Here is an 18,240-nt window from a genome sequence, read left to right as displayed (position 1 = left end):
CCTACACTTGTCGACCATGTGCACCGCCGGTACCGCGCCCATGATCGCCCCGTCCATCCTGTCCGCGGACTTCGCGAATCTCGCGGCCGAGGCCGCTGCGGTGGCGCAGCCGGGGGAGACCCGCGCCGACTGGCTGCACGTCGACGTGATGGACGCGCACTTCGTGCCGAACCTGACCCTCGGACTCCCGATCGTCAAGAGCCTGCTGAAGGCCACCGACATCCCGCTCGACTGCCACCTGATGATCGAGAACCCGGAGCGGTGGGCACCGCCGTACGCCGAGGCCGGAGCGCACAACGTGACCTTCCACGCCGAGGCCACCGAGAACCCGATCGGTGTCGCCCGTGACATCCGCGCCGCCGGGGCCAAGGCGGGCCTGTCGATCAAGCCCGGTACCGCGCTCGAGCCCTACCTCGAGATCCTGCGCGACTTCGACACCTTGCTGATCATGAGCGTCGAGCCGGGCTTCGGCGGTCAGAAGTTCATCCCCGAGGTCCTCCAAAAGGCCCGCGCCATCCGGAAGTTCATCGACGCCGAAGACCTGCGGCTCCTCGTCGAGATCGACGGCGGCATCAACGCCGACACCATCGAGGAGGCCGCCGAGGCCGGCATCGACTGCTTCGTCGCCGGCTCGGCCGTCTACGGCGCGGACGACCCCGGACAGGCCGTCGCCGCACTCCGCGAGTCGGCCGCCGCCGCACGGGCACAGACCCAGGCCTGACCCGATGGACATCGCCGCCGCCATGGAACGCGCCATCGGCGCGTCCCGGGAGGCGATGGGAATCAGTTCGCCCAACCCGCCCGTCGGTGCGGTCATCCTCGCGGCCGATGGCACCGTCGCCGGCGTCGGGGCGACGCAACCACCCGGCGGGCCGCACGCCGAGGTGATGGCACTGGGAGCTGCGGGCGAGGCCGCGCGAGGCGGAACCGCGATCGTCACTCTCGAACCGTGCAACCACACCGGCCGGACCGGCCCGTGCGCGCAGGCGCTCATCGAGGCCGGGATCGCCGAAGTCCAGTACGCGGTGAGTGACCCGAACCCGGTCGCCGCCGGTGGTGCCGAGACGCTTCGGGCCGCCGGGGTCCGGGTGACCGGGGGAGTATCCGCCGGCGCCGTCGAGGACGGGCCCCTGCGGCCATGGCTCACCCGCCAGCGTCTCGGTCGTCCGCACGTCACCGCGAAGATCGCGTCTGGTGTCGACGGCCGGATCGCAGCGCCCGACGGCACCAGCCAGTGGATCACCGGACCGCAGGCTCGCGACCACGCGCACACACAGCGCGCCCGGATCGACGCCATCGTGATCGGTACCGGCACCGCGCTGGCCGACAACCCCACGCTCACCGCGCGCACCGTCGACGGCGCACTGCACCCGCACCAGCCCGCGCGCGTGGTCCTCGGCCACCGCGACATCCCGGCCGACGCCCGGCTCCGGGATCCGGCCGGCGGACCGCTGGTCCGCATCGACTCCCACGACCCCGCCGACGTCCTCGCCGCGCTGCCCGACGCGCTGTGGGTGCTGGTCGAAGGCGGGCCACACATCCTCGGCGCGTTCTTCGCGGCGGGCCTCGTCGACGAGGTGCACGCCTACGTCGCCCCGCTGGTGCTGGGCGCCGGTCGCAGTTCGGTCGAGATCCCAGGGGTGACCACCCTCGACGACGGCCAGCGGTTCAGCACGAGATCGGTGACCCGGCTCGGGGAGGACGTCCTCGTCACACTGTCGCGGCCGTCGACCACCCCGCGCGACAGCTGAGCGAGACGACATGCCCGCGACGCATTTCGCTCACCGGAATCGCAATGCGACTGACATCGCCGACCGTGCTAGCGTCGATGTCACCAGTTCTCGGGGCGGGGTGGAAATCCCCACCGGCGGTGATGAGGGTGCGGTGGATCCGCATCGTCCAGCCCGCGAGCGCCTGCCACCAGGCAGGGACAGCAGATTCGGTGCGAATCCGAAGCCGACGGTCACAGTCCGGATGCGAGAGAACAGGCGACACGAGGCCGCCCTGTCTGCTCCGAGCGAGCAGGAGGAGTGCGTGTTCACCGGAATCGTGGAAGAACTCGGCGTCATCGCCGACCGCGAGGATCTTTCCGACGCCGCCCGATTCACCGTCCGCGGGCCCGTGGTCACCGCCGACGCCGGTCACGGCGACTCCATCGCCGTCAACGGCGTGTGTCTGACGGTCGTCGACCTCCGTCCCGGTGAGTTCACCGTCGACGTGATGGGCGAGACCCTGCGCCGTAGTTCGCTGTCCGACCTCGCCGCCGGGAGCACCGTCAACCTCGAACGCGCCATGCCCGCGAACGGCCGCTTCGGCGGCCACATCGTGCAGGGACACGTCGACGGCACCGGCACGATCGCCGCGGTCAACCCGTCGGAGAACTGGACGGTCGTACGGATCGCCGTGCCCGCGGCGCTCACCCGGTATCTCGTCGAGAAGGGTTCCATCACCGTGGACGGGGTGTCCCTCACCGTGTCCGCGGTCGGCGGGTCCGGCGACGACTCCTGGTTCGAGATCTCCCTGATCCCGACGACCCTGAACGAGACCAACCTCGGCGCCGCCCGACCCGGCACCGTGGTCAACCTCGAAGTCGACGTCATCGCGAAATACGTCGAGCGCCTTCACCTGGGTTCGGACACGACTGGTACTCCTGATGTAGCGGGGGCGAAATGAGCACAACGAGTGAGGTTCTGATGAGCGAGTCACCGCGCGAGGGGAACGACGCGACGGCAACCGAGGTTGGCGGCGCCGTCGCCTTCGACACGATCGAGCGCGCCATCGCCGACATCGCCGCCGGCAAGGCGGTCGTCGTGGTCGACGACGAGGATCGTGAGAACGAGGGCGACCTGATCTTCGCGGCGGAGAAGGCGACCCCCGAACTGGTGGCGTTCATGGTGCGCTACACCTCCGGCTACCTGTGTGTCCCGCTCGACGGCGACGCCTGCGACCGGCTCGGCCTGCCGCCGATGTACTCGATGAACCAGGACAAGCACGGCACCGCCTACACCGTGACCGTCGATGCCCGGGAGGGCATCGGTACCGGTATCAGCGCCGCCGACCGCGCCACCACCATGCGTCTGCTGGCCGACCCCGACGCCGCGGCCGCCGACTTCACCCGACCCGGCCACGTCGTCCCGCTGCGAGCCAAGGAGGGCGGCGTGCTGCGTCGTCCCGGGCACACCGAGGCCGCGGTCGACCTCGCCCGCCTGGCCGACCTCGCCCCGGCCGGCGTGATCTGCGAGATCGTCAGCCAGAAGGACGTCGGCTCGATGGCGCAGACCGACGAGTTGCGTGTGTTCGCCGACGAGCACGATCTCGCACTGATCTCGATCGCCGACCTCATCGCGTGGCGACGCCGTCACGAGAAGCACGTGGTCCGCGTCGCCGACGCCCGGATCCCCACCCGGCACGGCGACTTCCGTGCCGTCGGCTACTCCAGCGTCTACGACGACGTCGAACACGTCGCGCTCGTCAAGGGCGACGTCACCGGCGAGGACGGCGAAGGCCACGACGTCCTCGTGCGGGTGCACTCGGAGTGCCTGACGGGCGACGTCTTCGGGTCGCTGCGCTGCGACTGCGGACCGCAGCTCGACGCCGCGATGGAGATGGTGGCCGACGAGGGCCGCGGGATCATCCTCTACATGCGCGGGCATGAGGGTCGCGGGATCGGGCTGTTGCACAAACTGCAGGCCTACCAGCTGCAGGACGCGGGTTCCGACACCGTCGACGCCAACCTGGAACTGGGCCTGCCCGCCGATTCGCGGGACTATGGACTCGGTGCCCAGATCCTCGTCGACCTCGGCGTGCGGTCCATGCGTCTGCTGACCAACAACCCCGCCAAGCGCGTGGGGCTCGACGGATACGGTCTGCACATCGTCGACCGGGTCCCGATGCCGGTGCGCGCCAACGCCGAGAACCTGCGGTACCTGCGTACCAAGCGCGACCGGATGGGTCACGATCTGATCGGGCTCGACGATCACGTCCAGCCCACCGACGGCGCGTCCGAAGGAGCACCTGCATGAGCGGCCACGGAGAGCCGACCCTCGAACTCGCCGACGCCGGCTCGCTGCGCCTGGCGATCGTCTCGTCGCAGTGGCACGAGGTCGTCTGCGGCGCGCTCCTCGACGGCGCCATCCGGGCCGCGCGCGACAACGGCGTCGTCGACCCGACCATCGTGCAGGTGGCCGGCGCCATCGAGCTGCCCGTCATCGTGCAGGCACTGGCGCGGACGCACGACGCGGTCGTCGCGCTGGGCGTCGTGATCAAGGGTGAGACACCGCATTTCGAGTATGTGTGTGACGCGGTGACCGCCGGCCTGACACGGGTGTCGCTCGACGAGTCGACCCCGGTCGGCAACGGAGTCCTGACCGTGCTCACCGAGGACCAGGCGATCGCACGGGCCGGACTCCCGGGCTCGACGGAGGACAAGGGCGCACAGGCGACGGTCGCCGCGCTGGCGTCGGCGCTGACCCTGCGCGCGCTCGCGCGTGGCGAAACCCTCCCGGTGGCGGTCGGAGGAGCATCGGCGTGAGTCCCGCGGACACCCCGCCGACCGACTCCACCGGCTGGGACCTGGTCTACCGGCCCCGCAACCTACCGCGGTGGGCCATCGCCGCCGCCGTCGTGGTGATGGCCATCCACATCACGTTCGGTCTACTGCTCACGATCGACGACGTCGGAGTCCGCAATCTCGGCGGTTCCGACCAGATCGCGATCATCCTCATCGGCGTGCTCATCTCGGCAGCCATCCTGCTGTTCACCCGCCCGCGACTGCGCGTCGGAGCCGCCGGCGTCGAGGTGCGCAACCTGGTGTCGGCGCGGCTCTTCGAATGGGACCGTGTTCTCGGTCTCACCTACCCGGAGCAGGGTTTCGGGGCGTGGCTGCTCTTCCCGGCCGACGAACACATCACCGTCCTGGCCGTTCAGGCCGGTGACGGTCAGCGCGCCATCGACGCGATGGGTCGATTCCGCGAACTCGAGGAGCGCTACCGCGGGACTGTCCGGCCCGGACACTAGCCTGGAACACGTGGCCGACCCGACTACCTACCGACCCGCCCCGGGGTCCATCCCGACCGATCCCGGGGTGTATAAGTTCCGCGACGAGCATCGTCGTGTCATCTACGTGGGCAAGGCCAAGAACCTCCGGTCGAGGCTGACGTCGTACTTCGCCGACATCGCCTCGCTGCACCCCCGCACCCGTCAGATGGTGACGACGGCCGCCTCCGTCGAGTGGACGGTGGTCGGCACCGAGGTCGAGGCGCTGCAGCTCGAATACAACTGGATCAAGGAATTCGACCCGCGCTTCAACGTTCGCTACCGCGACGACAAGAGCTACCCGATGCTCGCGGTCACCCTGAACGAGGAGTATCCGCGCCTGTTCGTGTACCGGGGTCCGCGCCGGCGCGGCGTGCGCTACTTCGGTCCGTACGCGCATGCGTGGGCGATCCGGGAGACGGTCGACCTGCTGACCCGGGTCTTCCCGGCCCGGACCTGCTCGGCCGGAGTGTTCAAACGGCACCGGCAGATCGACCGCCCGTGTCTGCTCGGCTACATCGACAAGTGCTCCGCCCCCTGCGTGGGGCGGGTGGACGCCGAGGAACACCGGGAGATCGTCGAGGACTTTTGCGATTTCCTCGCCGGCCGCACCGACCTGATGATCCGCAAGATGGAACGGGACATGAACGTCGCGGCCGAGGATCTCGACTTCGAGCGTGCCGCACGGTTGCGTGACGACATCGGTGCGATGCGACGCGCCATGGAGAAGCAGGCGGTCGTGCTCGGCGACGGCACCACCGCCGACGTGATCGCGCTCGCCGGCGATCAGCTCGAGGTGTCGGTCCAGGTCTTCCACGTCCGCGACGGACGCGTGCGGGGCCAACGCGGATGGGTGGTCGAGCGCAGCGACAACGGTACCGACGGCGACGTGGTGGGGGAGTTCATCACCCAGTTCTACGGCGCCCAGGTCGATTTCGACGCCACCGTCGACGTCGGGACCGATCGGGCACACGGGGAGTCCATACCCCGTGAGGTGCTGGTGCCGGAGTTGCCCTCCGACGCCGAGGAGCTCGAGGAGTGGCTGTCCGGTCTCCGCGGCAGCCGGGTGCGGTTGCGGGTGCCCCAGCGCGGCGACAAGAAGGCGCTGTTCGAGACCGTCGCCCGCAACGCCGGCGAAGCCCTTGCGCAGCACAAACTCCGACGCGCGGGCGATCTCACGACCCGATCGGCGGCGCTCACCGAACTGCAGGAGTCGCTTCTGCTCGATCAGGCGCCGCTGCGCATCGAGTGCGTCGACATCTCGCACGTGCAGGGCACCGATGTGGTCGCCTCCCTCGTGGTCTTCGAAGACGGTCTGCCGCGTAAGTCCGACTATCGGCACTACTCGATCCGGCACGCCGCCGGCGAGGGCCGATCCGACGACGTCGGGTCCATCGCCGAGGTCACCCGACGCCGGTTCCTGCGCCACCGCACCGACCGCGATGCGCCGCCACCGGTGTCCGGCGAGATCAGCGCGGCGGCCGACACCACGGCGCAACCGCGAAAGTTCGCCTACCCGCCGAACCTCTTCGTCGTCGACGGCGGTGCGCCCCAGGTGCACGCCGCCGCGGCGGTCCTCGACGAACTCGGCATCACCGACGTCTCGGTGATCGGGCTCGCCAAACGCCTCGAGGAGGTGTGGGTGCCCGGCGACGACGACCCGATGATCCTGCCGCGCAACAGCCAGGCACTATTCCTGCTGCAACGGGTGCGCGACGAGGCCCATCGGTTCGCCATCACGTTCCACCGCAGCAAGCGCAGCAAGCGCATGACCGAGTCGGTGCTCGACGGGGTCCCCGGCCTCGGCCGAACCCGCCGCACCGCGCTGGTGACCCACTTCGGTTCGGTTGCGCGCCTGCGCGAGGCATCGTTGGATGAGATATCCCAGGTGCCCGGGATCGGCCTCACCACGGCGCGCGCGGTCCAGACCGCGCTCTCCGGCGAGGTGGCGGCGCCCGACCAGACCCCGAACCCGGCCCCGATCCCGGAGCGGGCCGAGAAGGAGATGACGGTGGCGACCGGTGACGCGGGACGAGGTGCCGATGAGTGACCAGACCGAAGTGCAGAGCGCGGCGATCGCCGAGGCGAACGACACCGACTTCACCGTTCTGTTCGTGACGGGGATGTCCGGCGCGGGACGCTCCACCGCGGCGAACGTGCTCGAGGACGACGGCTGGTACGTCGCCGACAACGTGCCTCCCTCGCTGATCTCGACGATGGTCGGGATGGTCCGCGAAGACGATCCGGCGATCACCCGGCTCGCCATGGTCTTGCGCGCGTCCGACGCCAACCTCGCCCATCAGCTCGAACAGCTGCGGGATAGTCTCGAAGAGTCCGGGATCCGGACCCGGCTCCTCTACCTCGACGCCAGCGACCAGGTGCTGGTTCGCCGTTTCGAGCAGGTTCGTCGCCGACATCCGTTGCAGGGCAAGGAAACCCTTGTCGAGGGGATCGCCCGCGAACGGGCGATCCTCGCCCCGATCAAGAACGTGGCCGATCTGGTGGTGGAGACGTCGGCGCTGACCGCGGCCAAACTGCGCGCGATCGTCGAGGGCGTCGCGCCGGGCGACACCGAACCGCGGCTGTCGATCGCGGTGCAGTCGTTCGGCTTCAAGTACGGTCTGCCCATCGATTCCGATCTCGTCGCCGACGTCCGCTTCCTGCCCAATCCGCACTGGATCGACGAACTACGCGATCACAACGGCCGGGAGGCACCGGTCCGCGACTACGTCCTCGGCCAACCGGACGCCGACGGATTCCTCGACCTCTACACCGGCCTGGTCTCGATCGTCGGCCGCGGTTACCTGCGAGAAGGCAAGCGCTACATGACCATCAGCGTCGGCTGCACCGGCGGCAAGCACCGCAGTGTCGCCATCGCCGAGGAACTGTCGGCTCGGTTGCGCCGCGCCGTTGACGACGCCGGGCACGCGTCCTATGACGTCCGGGTCATGCATCGTGATCTGGGGCGCGAATGAGTTCCCGGGAACCCCGGATCGTCGCCCTCGGCGGCGGTCATGGCTTGTACGCGACGCTGACCGCGATGCGCTATCTGAGCGCCGACATCACCGCGGTGGTCACCGTCGCCGACGACGGGGGGTCGTCGGGACGGTTGCGCGCCGAACTCGGACTCATCCCGCCCGGCGACCTGCGAATGGCGCTCGCCGCCTTGATGAGTACGCCCGACGGGTTGCCGGACGCACAGGGCGCCGACGGCCCGGCGGCCCGCCGCCGGCACGAACTGTGGGCCGAGGTGCTCCAGCACCGCTTCGGCGGCCGTGGGGCGCTCGCCGGGCATCCGATTGGCAATCTGCTTCTCGCCGGACTCACCGAGGTGCTCGGCGACACCGTGGGGGCCCTCGCCGAGTTGCGGGAGATCTTCGGCATCACGGGGCACGTGCTGCCGATGTCGACCGTGCCCCTCGACATCGAGGCCGACGTCTCGGGACTCGAGGCCGATCCACGCATCAGTCGCGAGATCCGGGGACAGGTCGCGGTGGCCACCACGCCCGGCAAGGTGCGCCGCGTCCGGCTGTTGCCCGGCGACCCACCGGCCTGCGAATCGGCGCTGACCGCAATAGAATCGGCCGACCTGCTGATGCTGGGGCCGGGCTCCTGGTTCTCGAGCGTGATCCCGCACGTGCTCGTCCCCGAACAGTTGAAGGCCTTGCAGCGCAGCAGCGCTCGCAAGGTCCTCGTGGTCAATCTGGCCCCCGAGCCGGGGGAGACCCCGGGGTTCTCGGTCGAGCGCCACCTCCACGTCCTGCACGCCCATGCGAACACCTTCCGCGTCGACCACGTCCTCGTGGACGCGTCGTCGGTGCCCGCGGGACGGGAACGCGATCACCTCGTGCGTGCGGCCGGATTGTTCGGCGCGGAGCTGAATGTCGGAGACGTCGCGGTGCCGGGCCGGCAGGTCCATGACCCGGCGAAAGTCGCCGCCGTGGTGAACGAACTGTGCGAAGGTGAACTGACCCGTTACTCTGACCGAGCGGACGCCTGATTCGGGCGATGTCTCCGCGATTTTCACTCGAGGGACGTGTGGTCTGTTGACAGGAGGACAGGTACCGGTGGCGATGACGGCGGCGGTGAAGGACGAACTCAGTCGCCTGTCGGTGACTCAGGTGAGTTGCCGGAGAGCCGAGGTGTCCGCGCTGCTGCGTTTCGCCGGCGGTCTGCACATCGTCGCGGGTCGCGTGGTGGTCGAGGCCGAGGTGGACATGGGCAACGTGGCGCGGCGGTTGCGCCGCGAGATCCACGACCTCTACGGCTACGCCTCGGACGTCCACGTCCTGCGCGGTGGCGGGCTGCGGAAGTCGGCGCGCTACATCGTGCGGATCACCAAGGACGGCGAAGGCCTGGCACGACAGACCGGGCTGCTCGACCTGCGCGGCCGCCCGGTGCGCGGCCTGCCCGCCCAGGTCGTCGGCGGTAGTGTCGCCGACGCCGAGGCCGCCTGGCGCGGAGCATTTCTCGCGCACGGCTCGCTCACCGAGCCGGGCCGGTCGTCGGCCCTGGAGGTCAGCTGTCCCGGGCCGGAGGCGGCGCTCGCCCTCGTCGGCGCGGCCCGACGCCTCGGTGTCACGGCCAAGGCCCGCGAGGTCCGCGGAGCCGACCGCGTCGTCATCCGCGACGGCGAGGCCATCGGGGCGTTGCTGACCCGGATGGGGGCCCACGACACGAGGCTCGTGTGGGAGGAACGCCGGATGCGCCGCGAGGTGCGCGCCACCGCCAACCGCCTGGCCAACTTCGACGACGCCAATCTGCGTCGCTCGGCGCGTGCGGCGGTCGCCGCCGCGGCCCGCGTGGAACGCGCGCTGGACATCCTCGGTGACGAGGTGCCCGACCATCTGATCGCGGCCGGACAGCTCCGGATCACCCATCGGCAGGCGTCGCTGGAGGAGCTCGGTCAGCTCGCCGACCCGCCGATGACCAAGGACGCCGTCGCCGGGCGCATCCGCCGCCTGCTGTCGATGGCCGACAAGAAGGCCCGCCAGGACGGCATCCCCGACACCGAATCCGCGGTGACCTCCGAGCTGCTCGACGAGGCCTGACACGGACCTGCGGTGTGCCGAGCAGAGGGTCGCCTACTAGGCTGGTGGCGACGTGGGCGGAGGCGTGACCACTCAGGTGTGCTTCGCTGACCGCTCACGCGCGGCCAGACCGGGCTTGACCACCAGGCCCGACCATGAATACCGCTAAGGAGCACAACTGTGACTGTTCGGGTAGGCGTCAACGGATTCGGCCGGATCGGCCGCAACTTCTTCCGTGCCGTCGAAGCGCAAAAAGCTTTGGGCACCACCGACATCGAGATCGTCGCGGTCAACGACCTGACCGACAACGCGACCCTCGCGCACCTGCTGAAGTTCGACTCCATCCTCGGTCGCCTGTCCGACGACGTCACCCTCGAGGGCGACGACACCATCGTCGTCGGTGAGCAGAAGATCAAGGCCCTCGAGGTCAAGGAAGGTCCGGCCGCCATCCCGTGGGGCGACCTGGGCGTCGACGTGGTCGTCGAGTCGACCGGCATCTTCACCGCCCGCGCCAAGGCTCAGGGACACCTCGACGCCGGCGCCAAGAAGGTCATCATCTCCGCCCCCGCCTCGGACGAGGACATCACCATCGTGATGGGCGTCAACGACGACAAGTACGACGGCAGCCAGAACATCATCTCGAACGCCTCGTGCACCACCAACTGCCTCGGCCCGCTGGCCAAGGTCCTCAACGACGAGTTCGGCATCGTCAAGGGCCTCATGACCACGATCCACGCCTACACCCAGGACCAGAACCTGCAGGACGGCCCGCACAAGGACCTGCGTCGCGCGCGCGCTGCCGCCATCAACATCGTGCCGACCTCGACCGGTGCCGCCAAGGCCATCGGCCTGGTGCTCCCGGAGCTGAAGGGCAAGCTCGACGGCTACGCGCTGCGTGTCCCGATCCCCACCGGTTCGGTCACCGACCTCACCGCCCAGCTGTCGAAGACCGCCACCGCCGACGAGATCAACGCCGCGCTCAAGGCCGCTGCCGACGGTCCGCTCAAGGGCATCCTCAAGTACTACGACGCGCCGATCGTCTCGTCCGACATCGTCACCGACCCGCACAGCTCGCTGTTCGACGCCGGCCTGACCAAGGTGATCGACGACCAGGCCAAGGTCGTGTCCTGGTACGACAACGAGTGGGGCTACTCCAACCGCCTCGTCGACCTCATCGGTCTCGTCGGCAAGTCGCTCTGACCCACCCCCAACGACCTTAGGAGTCAACGCCTCATGGGTGTTCCCACTCTGAAAAACCTTCTGGACGAAGGTGTTTCGGGCAGGGGTGTGCTGGTCCGGTCGGATTTCAACGTCCCGCTCGACGGGTCGACGATCACCGATCCGGGTCGCATCCTCGCGTCCCTGCCGACGCTCAACGCGCTCATCGACGCCGGTGCCAAGGTGATCGTCACCGCGCACCTGGGTCGTCCGAAGGGCGAGCCGGATCCGAAGTTCTCGCTGGCGCCGGTGGCCGCCCGCCTCGGTGAGGAACTCGGCCGCAACGTGCAGCTCGCCGGGGACGTCGTCGGCACCGACGCGCTGGCCCGCGCGGAAGGACTCACCGACGGCGACGTCCTGCTGCTGGAGAACATCCGCTTCGATCCGCGGGAGACCGCCAAGGACGACGCCGAGCGCGAGGCGCTCGCCAAAGCGCTGGTCGAGCTCGTCGGCGACGACGGCGCGTTCGTCTCCGACGGCTTCGGAGTGGTGCACCGCAAGCAGGCCTCGGTCTACGACGTCGCCAAGCTGCTCCCGCACTACGCGGGCGAGCTGGTGGCGGCCGAGGTCGACGTGCTGTCCAAGCTCACCGAAGAGGTGACGCGACCCTACGCCGTCGTCCTCGGCGGATCGAAGGTGTCGGACAAACTCGGCGTCATCGAGGCGTTGGCACCCAAGGTCGACACGCTGGTCATCGGCGGCGGTATGGCGTTCACCTTCCTTGCCGCACAAGGGCATTCGGTGGGCTCCTCGCTGCTGCAGGAAGATCAGATCGACGTCTGCAAGAGCCTGCTCGAGCGGTTCGGTGACGTCATCCACCTGCCGGTCGACGTCGTGGTGGCCGACAAGTTCGCCGCGGACGCCGAATCGGACACGGTGGCCTCGGACGCCATTCCCGACGGCTGGATGGGTCTGGACATCGGGCCGGAATCGGTGAAGCGGTTCGCCGCGGTCCTCTCGGGTGCCAAGACCATCTTCTGGAACGGCCCGTCGGGTGTGTTCGAGTTCGAGAAGTTCTCGTCGGGCACCCGCGGTGTCGCCGAGGCGATCGCCGGTGCGACGGGCAACGGTGCGTTCACCGTGGTCGGCGGCGGCGACTCGGCGGCCGCGGTCCGCACTCTGGGTCTGCCCGACTCCGATTTCTCGCACATCTCCACCGGAGGTGGCGCATCGCTGGAGTACCTCGAGGGCAAGGAACTCCCCGGACTGAAGGTTCTGGAGAGCTGATCCATGGCAACTCGTAAACCGCTCATCGCGGGCAACTGGAAGATGAATCTGAACCACCTCGAGGCCATCGCGCTGGTTCAGAAGATCGCCTTCGCCCTCCCGGCGAAGTACTTCGACAAGGTCGATGTGACGGTCATCCCGCCGTTCACCGACATCCGCAGCGTGCAGACGGTCGTCGACGGCGACAAGCTCCTGCTCACCTACGGTGCGCAAGACCTGTCGGCGCACGACTCGGGCGCCTACACCGGCGAGATCAGCGGTGCGTTCCTCGCGAAACTCGGCTGCACCTTCGTGGTGGTCGGGCACTCCGAGCGTCGCACCCTGCACAACGAGACCGATGAGGTCGTGCTGGCCAAGACGAAGGCGGCGCTCAAGCACGAACTCACCCCGATCGTGTGCATCGGTGAGGGGCTCGACGTCCGCGAGGCCGGCGACCACGTGGCCTACAACGTGGCGCAGCTCAAGGGATCGCTCGCCGGTCTGTCCGCGGCCGAGATCGCTCAGACCGTCATCGCGTACGAGCCGGTCTGGGCGATCGGCACCGGCCGGGTGGCGAGTGCGGACGACGCCCAGGAGGTGTGCAAGGCGATCCGTGAGGCGCTGGCGGAGATCGCCGACGCCGAGACCGCGGCATCGGTGCGGATCCTCTACGGCGGATCGGTCAACGCCAAGAACGTCGGCGACATCGTCGGACGTCCCGACGTCGACGGCGCGTTGGTCGGCGGTGCATCGCTGAAGTCCGACGAGTTCGCGACGCTGTCGGCGATCGCCGCGGGTGGCCCCTTGCCCTGACGGGTCGCACCCACGCGTACACTGTGGCAGGTTGGCCTCTTTTCGGGGGTTGACCTGCCACAGCTGTATGTAGGGGCTTTACGGAAGGGCGTTGCGACTCGTGACTGTGCAAGGTGCACTCGACATCGGATTGATCGTGACCAGCGTGTTGCTGATCGTGCTCATCCTGCTGCACCGCGGCAAGGGTGGCGGTCTGTCGTCGCTGTTCGGCGGCGGTGTCCAGTCCAGCCTCTCGGGCTCGAGCGTCGTCGAACGCAACTTGGACCGGTTGACGATCTTCGTCGGGCTCATCTGGGTGATCTTCATCGTCGGCGTGGGCGTCGACATCAAACTGTCCGGCTAGCCACCGTACGCGCCTCGGGATGCCGCGCCCGTGAGTTGCCGGGATACTTGACGGCATGAGTGAAACCGTCCCCGCGCGGGGAGTCCCGGACTGGCGCCCATCGATCTCCATCGTCGACCACATCGTCGTCGACGACGAGGGCCGAGCACTCACCGAACCCCTACGGGAGGACATCCGCCTTCTCGGCGGAATCCTGGGTGACGTCGTCCGCGAACACTCCGGCAGCGACGTCTTCGACCTCGTCGAAGCCGCCCGCGTGGCCGCATTCCGGGTGCGCCGCAACGAGATCGACCGCACCGAACTCGCCGACATGTTCGTCGATCTGGACATCTCCACCGCGGTCCCGGTCATCCGCGCGTTCAGCCACTTCGCCCTGCTGGCGAACCTGGCCGAGGACATCCACCGTGAGCGGCGCCGCGCCATCCACGTCCGGGCCGGTGACCCGCCCCAGGACAGCAGCCTCGCCGCCACCTACCGCAAGCTCGCCGAGGCGGGACTCGGCGACGACGAGGTCGGCCGGGCGCTGGCCGATGCCGCCGTGGTGCCGGTCATCACCGCTCACCCCACCGAGACCCGCCGCCGCACCGTCTTCGAGGCCCAGAACCGCATCACCGAGCTGATGCGATTCCGCGGCCGCACCGAGCTGATGCCGGACGAGGACGCGGAGGTCACCGAGTCCATCCGGCGTCAGATCCTGACACTCTGGCAGACCGCCCTCATCCGCCTCGAACGTCTCACCATCCAGGACGAGATCCGTTCCGGGCTCCGCTATTACGACGCCTCGTTCTTCGAGGTCGTGCCCGCCATCAACACCGCGGTACGCACCGCGCTGCGCTCGACATACCCCGACGCCGGACTCGCCGACGAACCGATGATCCGGATGGGGTCCTGGATCGGCGGCGACCGGGACGGCAATCCGTTCGTGAACTCCGAGGTGGTGACCCTGGCCACCACGCTCGCCGCGCAGACCGCAGTCGGACATCACCTGGCCGAACTCGAGAGTCTCGCACAGGAACTCAGCATGTCGGCCCGGCTCATCGACGCCAGCGACACCCTGTTCGACCTCGCCGGGGCCGACGCCGACGACCCGGGGGCCGACGAGCCCTTCCGGCTCGCCCTGCGCTCCATCCGGTCCCGTCTGGTGGCGACCGCCCGGGAGATGTTCGACGACGACTTCCTCACCTCGAGCGACCTCTTCCTCATCGACGGGAAACAGCCGTACGGCGACGCGGCCGAACTCCTCGCCGACCTCGATGTGATCGACGGCGCGCTGCGCGCGAACAACGACGACACGATCGCCGACGACCGGTTGCTCGCCCTGCGAGAAGCCGTGCGCACCTTCGGGTTCCACCTGTCCGGACTGGACATGCGGCAGAACTCCGACATGCACGAGGAAGTGGTCGCCGAGCTGCTCGCGTGGGCGGGTGTGCATCCGGACTATGCGTCGCTCGACGAGACCGAGCGCGTCGAGATCCTCTCCGCGGAACTGCGTGCGCGTCGACCGTTGACCAGTCCCGACGCCGAGCTGAGCGAGCTGGCCACCAAGGAACTCGGAATCGTCCGGGCCGCCGCCAGGGCGGTCGCGACCTTCGGTCCCGCGGCCGTGCCCAACTATGTGATCAGCATGTGCACGTCGGTCAGTGACATGCTCGAGGCGCTGATCCTGCTCAAGGAGGCAGGCCTCTACGACGCGAATGACGGTTCTCCGCGGTGTAGTGTCCGCGTGGTTCCGCTGTTCGAGACGATCGAGGATCTCCAGCAGGGCGCAGCGACCCTCCTCGCCGTTCTCGACGTCCCGTTCTATCGGGCGATGGTCGAGTCCCAGAACGGGATTCAGGAGATCATGCTCGGCTACTCGGACTCGAACAAGGACGGCGGCTACATGGCCGCGAACTGGGCGCTCTACCGCGCCGAGCTCGATCTGGTCGACGTGGCGTCGCGGTCGGGCATCAGGTTGCGTCTGTTCCATGGGCGCGGCGGGACCGTCGGGCGCGGCGGCGGTCCCAGTTACGACGCCATCCTGGCCCAGCCGCCCGGTGCGGTTCAGGGCTCGCTGCGCATCACCGAGCAGGGCGAGATCATCGCCGCGAAGTACGCCGAACCGGTCACGGCGCGGCGCAACCTGGAGACGCTGCTCGCCGCAACCATCGAGTCCTCGCTCCTGGACACCGAAGGCCTCGGCGACGAATCCGATTCGGCCTACGAAATCATGGACGACATCGCGGCGAAGGCGCGAGCCGCGTACAGCCGGCTGGTCCACGAGACCCCGGGATTCGTCGAGTACTTCACCACCTCGACGCCCCTGTCGGAGATCGGTGCCCTCAACATCGGCAGCCGGCCGGCGTCGCGCAAGCAGACCGAGAAGATCTCCGATCTGCGGGCGATCCCGTGGGTGCTCTCGTGGACGCAGTCGCGCGTGATGCTGCCCGGCTGGTACGGCACGGGCTCGGCGTTCGAGGAATGGGTCGGGGACGATCCGGAGCGGTTGGAGACGTTGCGGCGGTACTACGCCAAGTGGCCGTTCTTCCGCACCGTGATGTCGAACATGGCTCAGGTACTGGCGAAGTCGGACATGGGCCTGGCCCACCGGTACGCACAGCTGGTGCCCGACGAGGAGCTGCGCGAGCGGGTGTTCGGCATGATCGTCGACGAACACGAGCGGACGATCGCGATGTGCGCGAAGATCACCGGCACCGACGACCTGCTCCACGACAACGCCGCGCTGAAGCGGTCGGTCTACAACCGCTTCCCGTATCTCGAGCCGCTCAACCTGCTGCAGGTCGAGTTGCTGCGGCGCTTCCGTGCGGGGGAGGACACCCCGATCGTGCGGCGCGGGATCCAGCTCACGATGAACGGCCTCGCCACCGCGCTGCGGAACTCGGGCTAGCGGACGGTCACCGGATGTCGGCGGCGGCCGCGTCGTCGAGGAACCAGATGGTCTCCTCGGTGCCGCGCGCCCCGGCGGCGGGCCAGTCGGCCGGGTCCGCGCCACCGTGTGCGGCACCGACCGCCTCGGCCTTGTCGGCGCCGGCGACCAGGAACCACACCTGCCGGGAACGGTTGACGACGGGCAGGGTCAGGGTGATCCGGCGCGGCGGCGGCTTCGGCGAATCCTCGACGGCGACCACCGACTTCGTGGTCTCCGCGGTGGCCGCAGTGTGCGGGAACAACGAGTTGATGTGTCCCTCACCGCCCATGCCGAGCAGATGGAGATCGAACTCCGGCGCCACGCCGTCGCTCGACCGGCCGGCGAGAATCGCGGCGTAATCCGCGGCGGCGGCCTCGATGTCGTCGCCGAGCGGTCCGTCCGACGGCGCCATCGGGAACACCCGCGACGGGTCGACGGGGACGGTGTCGAGCAGCGCCTCGCGCGCCTGACCCGAATTGCGTTCCGGATCGTCGGCGGGGACGAAACGGTCGTCGCCCCAGTAGATGTCGACCTTGGACCAGTCGATGGTGCCGCTGTCGGCGGCGAGCGCCGACAGGAGGCCGATCCCGTTGCTGCCGCCGGTCAGCACCACACTCGCGACGCCGCGTTCGGCCTGGGCTCGGGTCACGAGATCCACGAACCGGGTCGCGGCGGTCTCGACGAGTTCCTGCTTGGAGTCGAAGACGAGGGTCTCGGTGGTCATCGGGCGGCAACTCCTTCGGTGTCATCTGTGAACTCGACCTCGGGCACACCCTTGAGTGCTTCGATGTACACCTCGTCGGTGTCGAGTCGTCGTAGCTCCTCCGCGATACACGCGGGAAGTTCACGCCGGCCCATGGCGACGCGTCCATCGGGTTTGCCGGGCATCGTCAGCACGGCGTTGTTCTCCTCGTCGACGGCGAGGATGGTCGGTCCCTCGTCGCGGTGGAGTCGGATCTCGAAACTGCCGCGGCGGCGTCGTGTCGGGACGTTCAGGGTGGACCGCAGCCAACCGGCGATCAGGTCCACCGAGGGCGAGTTCTGCGACCCGGTGACCACGACCTCGGTGATCGGGGTGTGGGGCGGTCGGTCGACCGCGGACGCGAGGATCGCGCGCCAGTGGGTGATGTGGGTCCAGGCGAGGTCGGTGTCGCCGGGGGAGTAGGTCTCGAGGCGCTGCGCCAGCACCGCGAGCGAGTCGCCCGCCTTGCTCGCGTCGACGATGCGCCGGTGCCCGAGTTTGCCGAGCGGATCGTCGGCGGGGCGTCGTGGCCCCTTGCCCGGCCACCAGGTGACGACCGGGGTGTCGGGGAGGAGGAAGGGGGTCACCACGCTGTCCGGATGGTCGGCGAGTTCGCCCTGCAGCGACAGCACGACCACCTCGGAGGCGCCGGCATCGCCGCCCACGCGGATCTGTGCATCGAGTCGTGAGTCGCCTTCGCGCACACCGCGATACACGACGATGACGCGGCTGGGGTGCTCGCGGCTCGCGCCGACCGCCGCCTCGATGGCCCCCTCCATCGGCTCACCGAGTTCGACGCACACGACCAGGGTGAGCACGCGACCCAGACTCAGCGCGCCGCCCGCGGCGCGCACCTCGATGATCTTCTTGGCGACCTTTCCGGTCGACGTGTCGGGCAGTTCGACGATCATCGGGAGGCCTCCTGAACGGATCGGTCGGTGCGGGC

General features: G+C 69.0%; 17 protein-coding genes and 1 riboswitch. Of the genes, 15 read left to right on the top strand and 2 right to left on the bottom strand.

Going from position 1 to position 18,240, the window contains the following annotated elements:
- Window positions 1–16 precede the first annotated feature (16 nt).
- The 15 genes from rpe to ppc all read left to right on the top strand — a co-directional run bounded on the left by rpe (window position 17) and on the right by ppc (window position 16,531).
- Window positions 17–721: a ribulose-phosphate 3-epimerase gene (rpe, locus tag ACFUEJ_RS16595; RefSeq protein ID WP_388030659.1), complete on the top strand. Its 705-nt coding sequence runs from the start codon at window positions 17–19 to the stop codon at window positions 719–721.
- Between the two features lie 4 nt (window positions 722–725).
- Window positions 726–1,751: a bifunctional diaminohydroxyphosphoribosylaminopyrimidine deaminase/5-amino-6-(5-phosphoribosylamino)uracil reductase RibD gene (ribD, locus tag ACFUEJ_RS16590; RefSeq protein WP_388030657.1), complete on the top strand. Its 1,026-nt coding sequence runs from the start codon at window positions 726–728 to the stop codon at window positions 1,749–1,751.
- An 82-nt stretch (window positions 1,752–1,833) separates the two neighbouring features.
- Window positions 1,834–1,990, top strand: a riboswitch (FMN riboswitch).
- A 44-nt stretch (window positions 1,991–2,034) separates the two neighbouring features.
- Window positions 2,035–2,673: a riboflavin synthase gene (locus ACFUEJ_RS16585; RefSeq protein WP_058250564.1), complete on the top strand. Its 639-nt coding sequence runs from the start codon at window positions 2,035–2,037 to the stop codon at window positions 2,671–2,673.
- Window positions 2,674–2,693: 20 nt separating this feature from the next.
- Window positions 2,694–4,022: a bifunctional 3,4-dihydroxy-2-butanone-4-phosphate synthase/GTP cyclohydrolase II gene (locus tag ACFUEJ_RS16580; protein ID WP_265964908.1), complete on the top strand. Its 1,329-nt coding sequence runs from the start codon at window positions 2,694–2,696 to the stop codon at window positions 4,020–4,022.
- The gene (gene ribH, locus ACFUEJ_RS16575; protein ID WP_058250361.1) at window positions 4,019–4,531 is read left to right on the top strand and encodes a 6,7-dimethyl-8-ribityllumazine synthase; all 513 of its coding nucleotides are present in this window, start codon (window positions 4,019–4,021) and stop codon (window positions 4,529–4,531) included. The genes ACFUEJ_RS16580 and ribH overlap by 4 nt, the downstream gene beginning before the upstream one ends.
- Entirely contained in the window at window positions 4,528–5,016 is a 489-nt protein-coding gene (locus tag ACFUEJ_RS16570) for a PH domain-containing protein (protein ID WP_058250362.1), read from the top strand. The genes ribH and ACFUEJ_RS16570 overlap by 4 nt, the downstream gene beginning before the upstream one ends.
- Window positions 5,017–5,026: 10 nt before the next feature.
- A complete protein-coding gene (gene uvrC, locus ACFUEJ_RS16565) occupies window positions 5,027–7,084 on the top strand; it encodes an excinuclease ABC subunit UvrC (protein WP_388030651.1) in 2,058 nt (685 codons plus the stop codon).
- Window positions 7,077–8,009 carry an RNase adapter RapZ gene (rapZ, locus tag ACFUEJ_RS16560; protein ID WP_265964915.1) on the top strand — a complete coding sequence of 311 codons (933 nt, stop codon included), beginning with the start codon at window positions 7,077–7,079 and terminating at the stop codon, window positions 8,007–8,009. Before uvrC ends, rapZ begins: the two co-directional genes overlap by 8 nt.
- A complete protein-coding gene (yvcK, locus tag ACFUEJ_RS16555) occupies window positions 8,006–9,034 on the top strand; it encodes a uridine diphosphate-N-acetylglucosamine-binding protein YvcK (RefSeq protein ID WP_165630120.1) in 1,029 nt (342 codons plus the stop codon). The genes rapZ and yvcK overlap by 4 nt, the downstream gene beginning before the upstream one ends.
- Window positions 9,035–9,107: 73 nt before the next feature.
- Window positions 9,108–10,085: a DNA-binding protein WhiA gene (gene whiA, locus ACFUEJ_RS16550; protein WP_174316851.1), complete on the top strand. Its 978-nt coding sequence runs from the start codon at window positions 9,108–9,110 to the stop codon at window positions 10,083–10,085.
- A gap of 159 nt (window positions 10,086–10,244) precedes the next feature.
- Window positions 10,245–11,264, top strand: a complete 1,020-nt coding sequence (gene gap, locus ACFUEJ_RS16545) for a type I glyceraldehyde-3-phosphate dehydrogenase (protein WP_068971581.1) — start codon at window positions 10,245–10,247, stop codon at window positions 11,262–11,264.
- 33 nt (window positions 11,265–11,297) lie between these two features.
- Window positions 11,298–12,509 (top strand): phosphoglycerate kinase, encoded by a 1,212-nt coding sequence (locus ACFUEJ_RS16540; protein WP_265964925.1) that lies wholly within the window; start codon window positions 11,298–11,300, stop codon window positions 12,507–12,509.
- A gap of 3 nt (window positions 12,510–12,512) precedes the next feature.
- Entirely contained in the window at window positions 12,513–13,301 is a 789-nt protein-coding gene (gene tpiA / locus ACFUEJ_RS16535) for a triose-phosphate isomerase (protein WP_058250367.1), read from the top strand.
- 106 nt (window positions 13,302–13,407) lie between these two features.
- Window positions 13,408–13,644: a preprotein translocase subunit SecG gene (gene secG / locus ACFUEJ_RS16530; RefSeq protein WP_010841002.1), complete on the top strand. Its 237-nt coding sequence runs from the start codon at window positions 13,408–13,410 to the stop codon at window positions 13,642–13,644.
- Window positions 13,645–13,699: 55 nt separating this feature from the next.
- Window positions 13,700–16,531 carry a phosphoenolpyruvate carboxylase gene (gene ppc, locus ACFUEJ_RS16525; protein WP_265964930.1) on the top strand — a complete coding sequence of 944 codons (2,832 nt, stop codon included), beginning with the start codon at window positions 13,700–13,702 and terminating at the stop codon, window positions 16,529–16,531.
- Between the two features lie 7 nt (window positions 16,532–16,538).
- On the opposite strand, the gene pgl is transcribed toward ppc, so the two are convergent.
- Together pgl and ACFUEJ_RS16515 are read right to left on the bottom strand one after the other, a co-directional pair.
- Window positions 16,539–17,276 (bottom strand): 6-phosphogluconolactonase, encoded by a 738-nt coding sequence (gene pgl / locus ACFUEJ_RS16520; protein WP_058250369.1) that lies wholly within the window; start codon window positions 17,274–17,276, stop codon window positions 16,539–16,541.
- Complete coding sequence (locus tag ACFUEJ_RS16515) at window positions 17,273–18,205, bottom strand: glucose-6-phosphate dehydrogenase assembly protein OpcA (protein ID WP_058250370.1); 933 nt, start codon at window positions 18,203–18,205, stop codon at window positions 17,273–17,275. Before ACFUEJ_RS16515 ends, pgl begins: the two co-directional genes overlap by 4 nt.
- Between the last annotated feature and the right edge of the window lie 35 nt (window positions 18,206–18,240).

Origin of the sequence: Gordonia sp. NPDC057258 (assembly GCF_042668985.1) — a bacterium.
Lineage (GTDB): Bacteria > Actinomycetota > Actinomycetes > Mycobacteriales > Mycobacteriaceae > Gordonia > Gordonia hongkongensis.
This window is presented reverse-complemented; position numbering and strand designations above follow the sequence as displayed.

Excerpts from the sequence above, each read along its gene's own strand:
- rpe (WP_388030659.1), top strand. The coding sequence starts at position 17 with ATGTGCACCGCCGGTACCGCGCCCATGATCGCCCCGTCCATCCTGTCC.
- ribD (WP_388030657.1), top strand. The coding sequence starts at position 726 with ATGGACATCGCCGCCGCCATGGAACGCGCCATCGGCGCGTCCCGGGAG.
- ACFUEJ_RS16580 (WP_265964908.1), top strand. The coding sequence starts at position 2,694 with ATGAGCGAGTCACCGCGCGAGGGGAACGACGCGACGGCAACCGAGGTT.
- ribH (WP_058250361.1), top strand. The coding sequence starts at position 4,019 with ATGAGCGGCCACGGAGAGCCGACCCTCGAACTCGCCGACGCCGGCTCG.
- rapZ (WP_265964915.1), top strand. The coding sequence starts at position 7,077 with ATGAGTGACCAGACCGAAGTGCAGAGCGCGGCGATCGCCGAGGCGAAC.
- yvcK (WP_165630120.1), top strand. The coding sequence starts at position 8,006 with ATGAGTTCCCGGGAACCCCGGATCGTCGCCCTCGGCGGCGGTCATGGC.
- whiA (WP_174316851.1), top strand. The coding sequence starts at position 9,108 with ATGACGGCGGCGGTGAAGGACGAACTCAGTCGCCTGTCGGTGACTCAG.
- ACFUEJ_RS16540 (WP_265964925.1), top strand. The coding sequence starts at position 11,298 with ATGGGTGTTCCCACTCTGAAAAACCTTCTGGACGAAGGTGTTTCGGGC.
- tpiA (WP_058250367.1), top strand. The coding sequence starts at position 12,513 with ATGGCAACTCGTAAACCGCTCATCGCGGGCAACTGGAAGATGAATCTG.
- ppc (WP_265964930.1), top strand. The coding sequence starts at position 13,700 with ATGAGTGAAACCGTCCCCGCGCGGGGAGTCCCGGACTGGCGCCCATCG.
- pgl (WP_058250369.1), bottom strand. The coding sequence starts at position 17,276 with ATGACCACCGAGACCCTCGTCTTCGACTCCAAGCAGGAACTCGTCGAG.
- ACFUEJ_RS16515 (WP_058250370.1), bottom strand. The coding sequence starts at position 18,205 with ATGATCGTCGAACTGCCCGACACGTCGACCGGAAAGGTCGCCAAGAAG.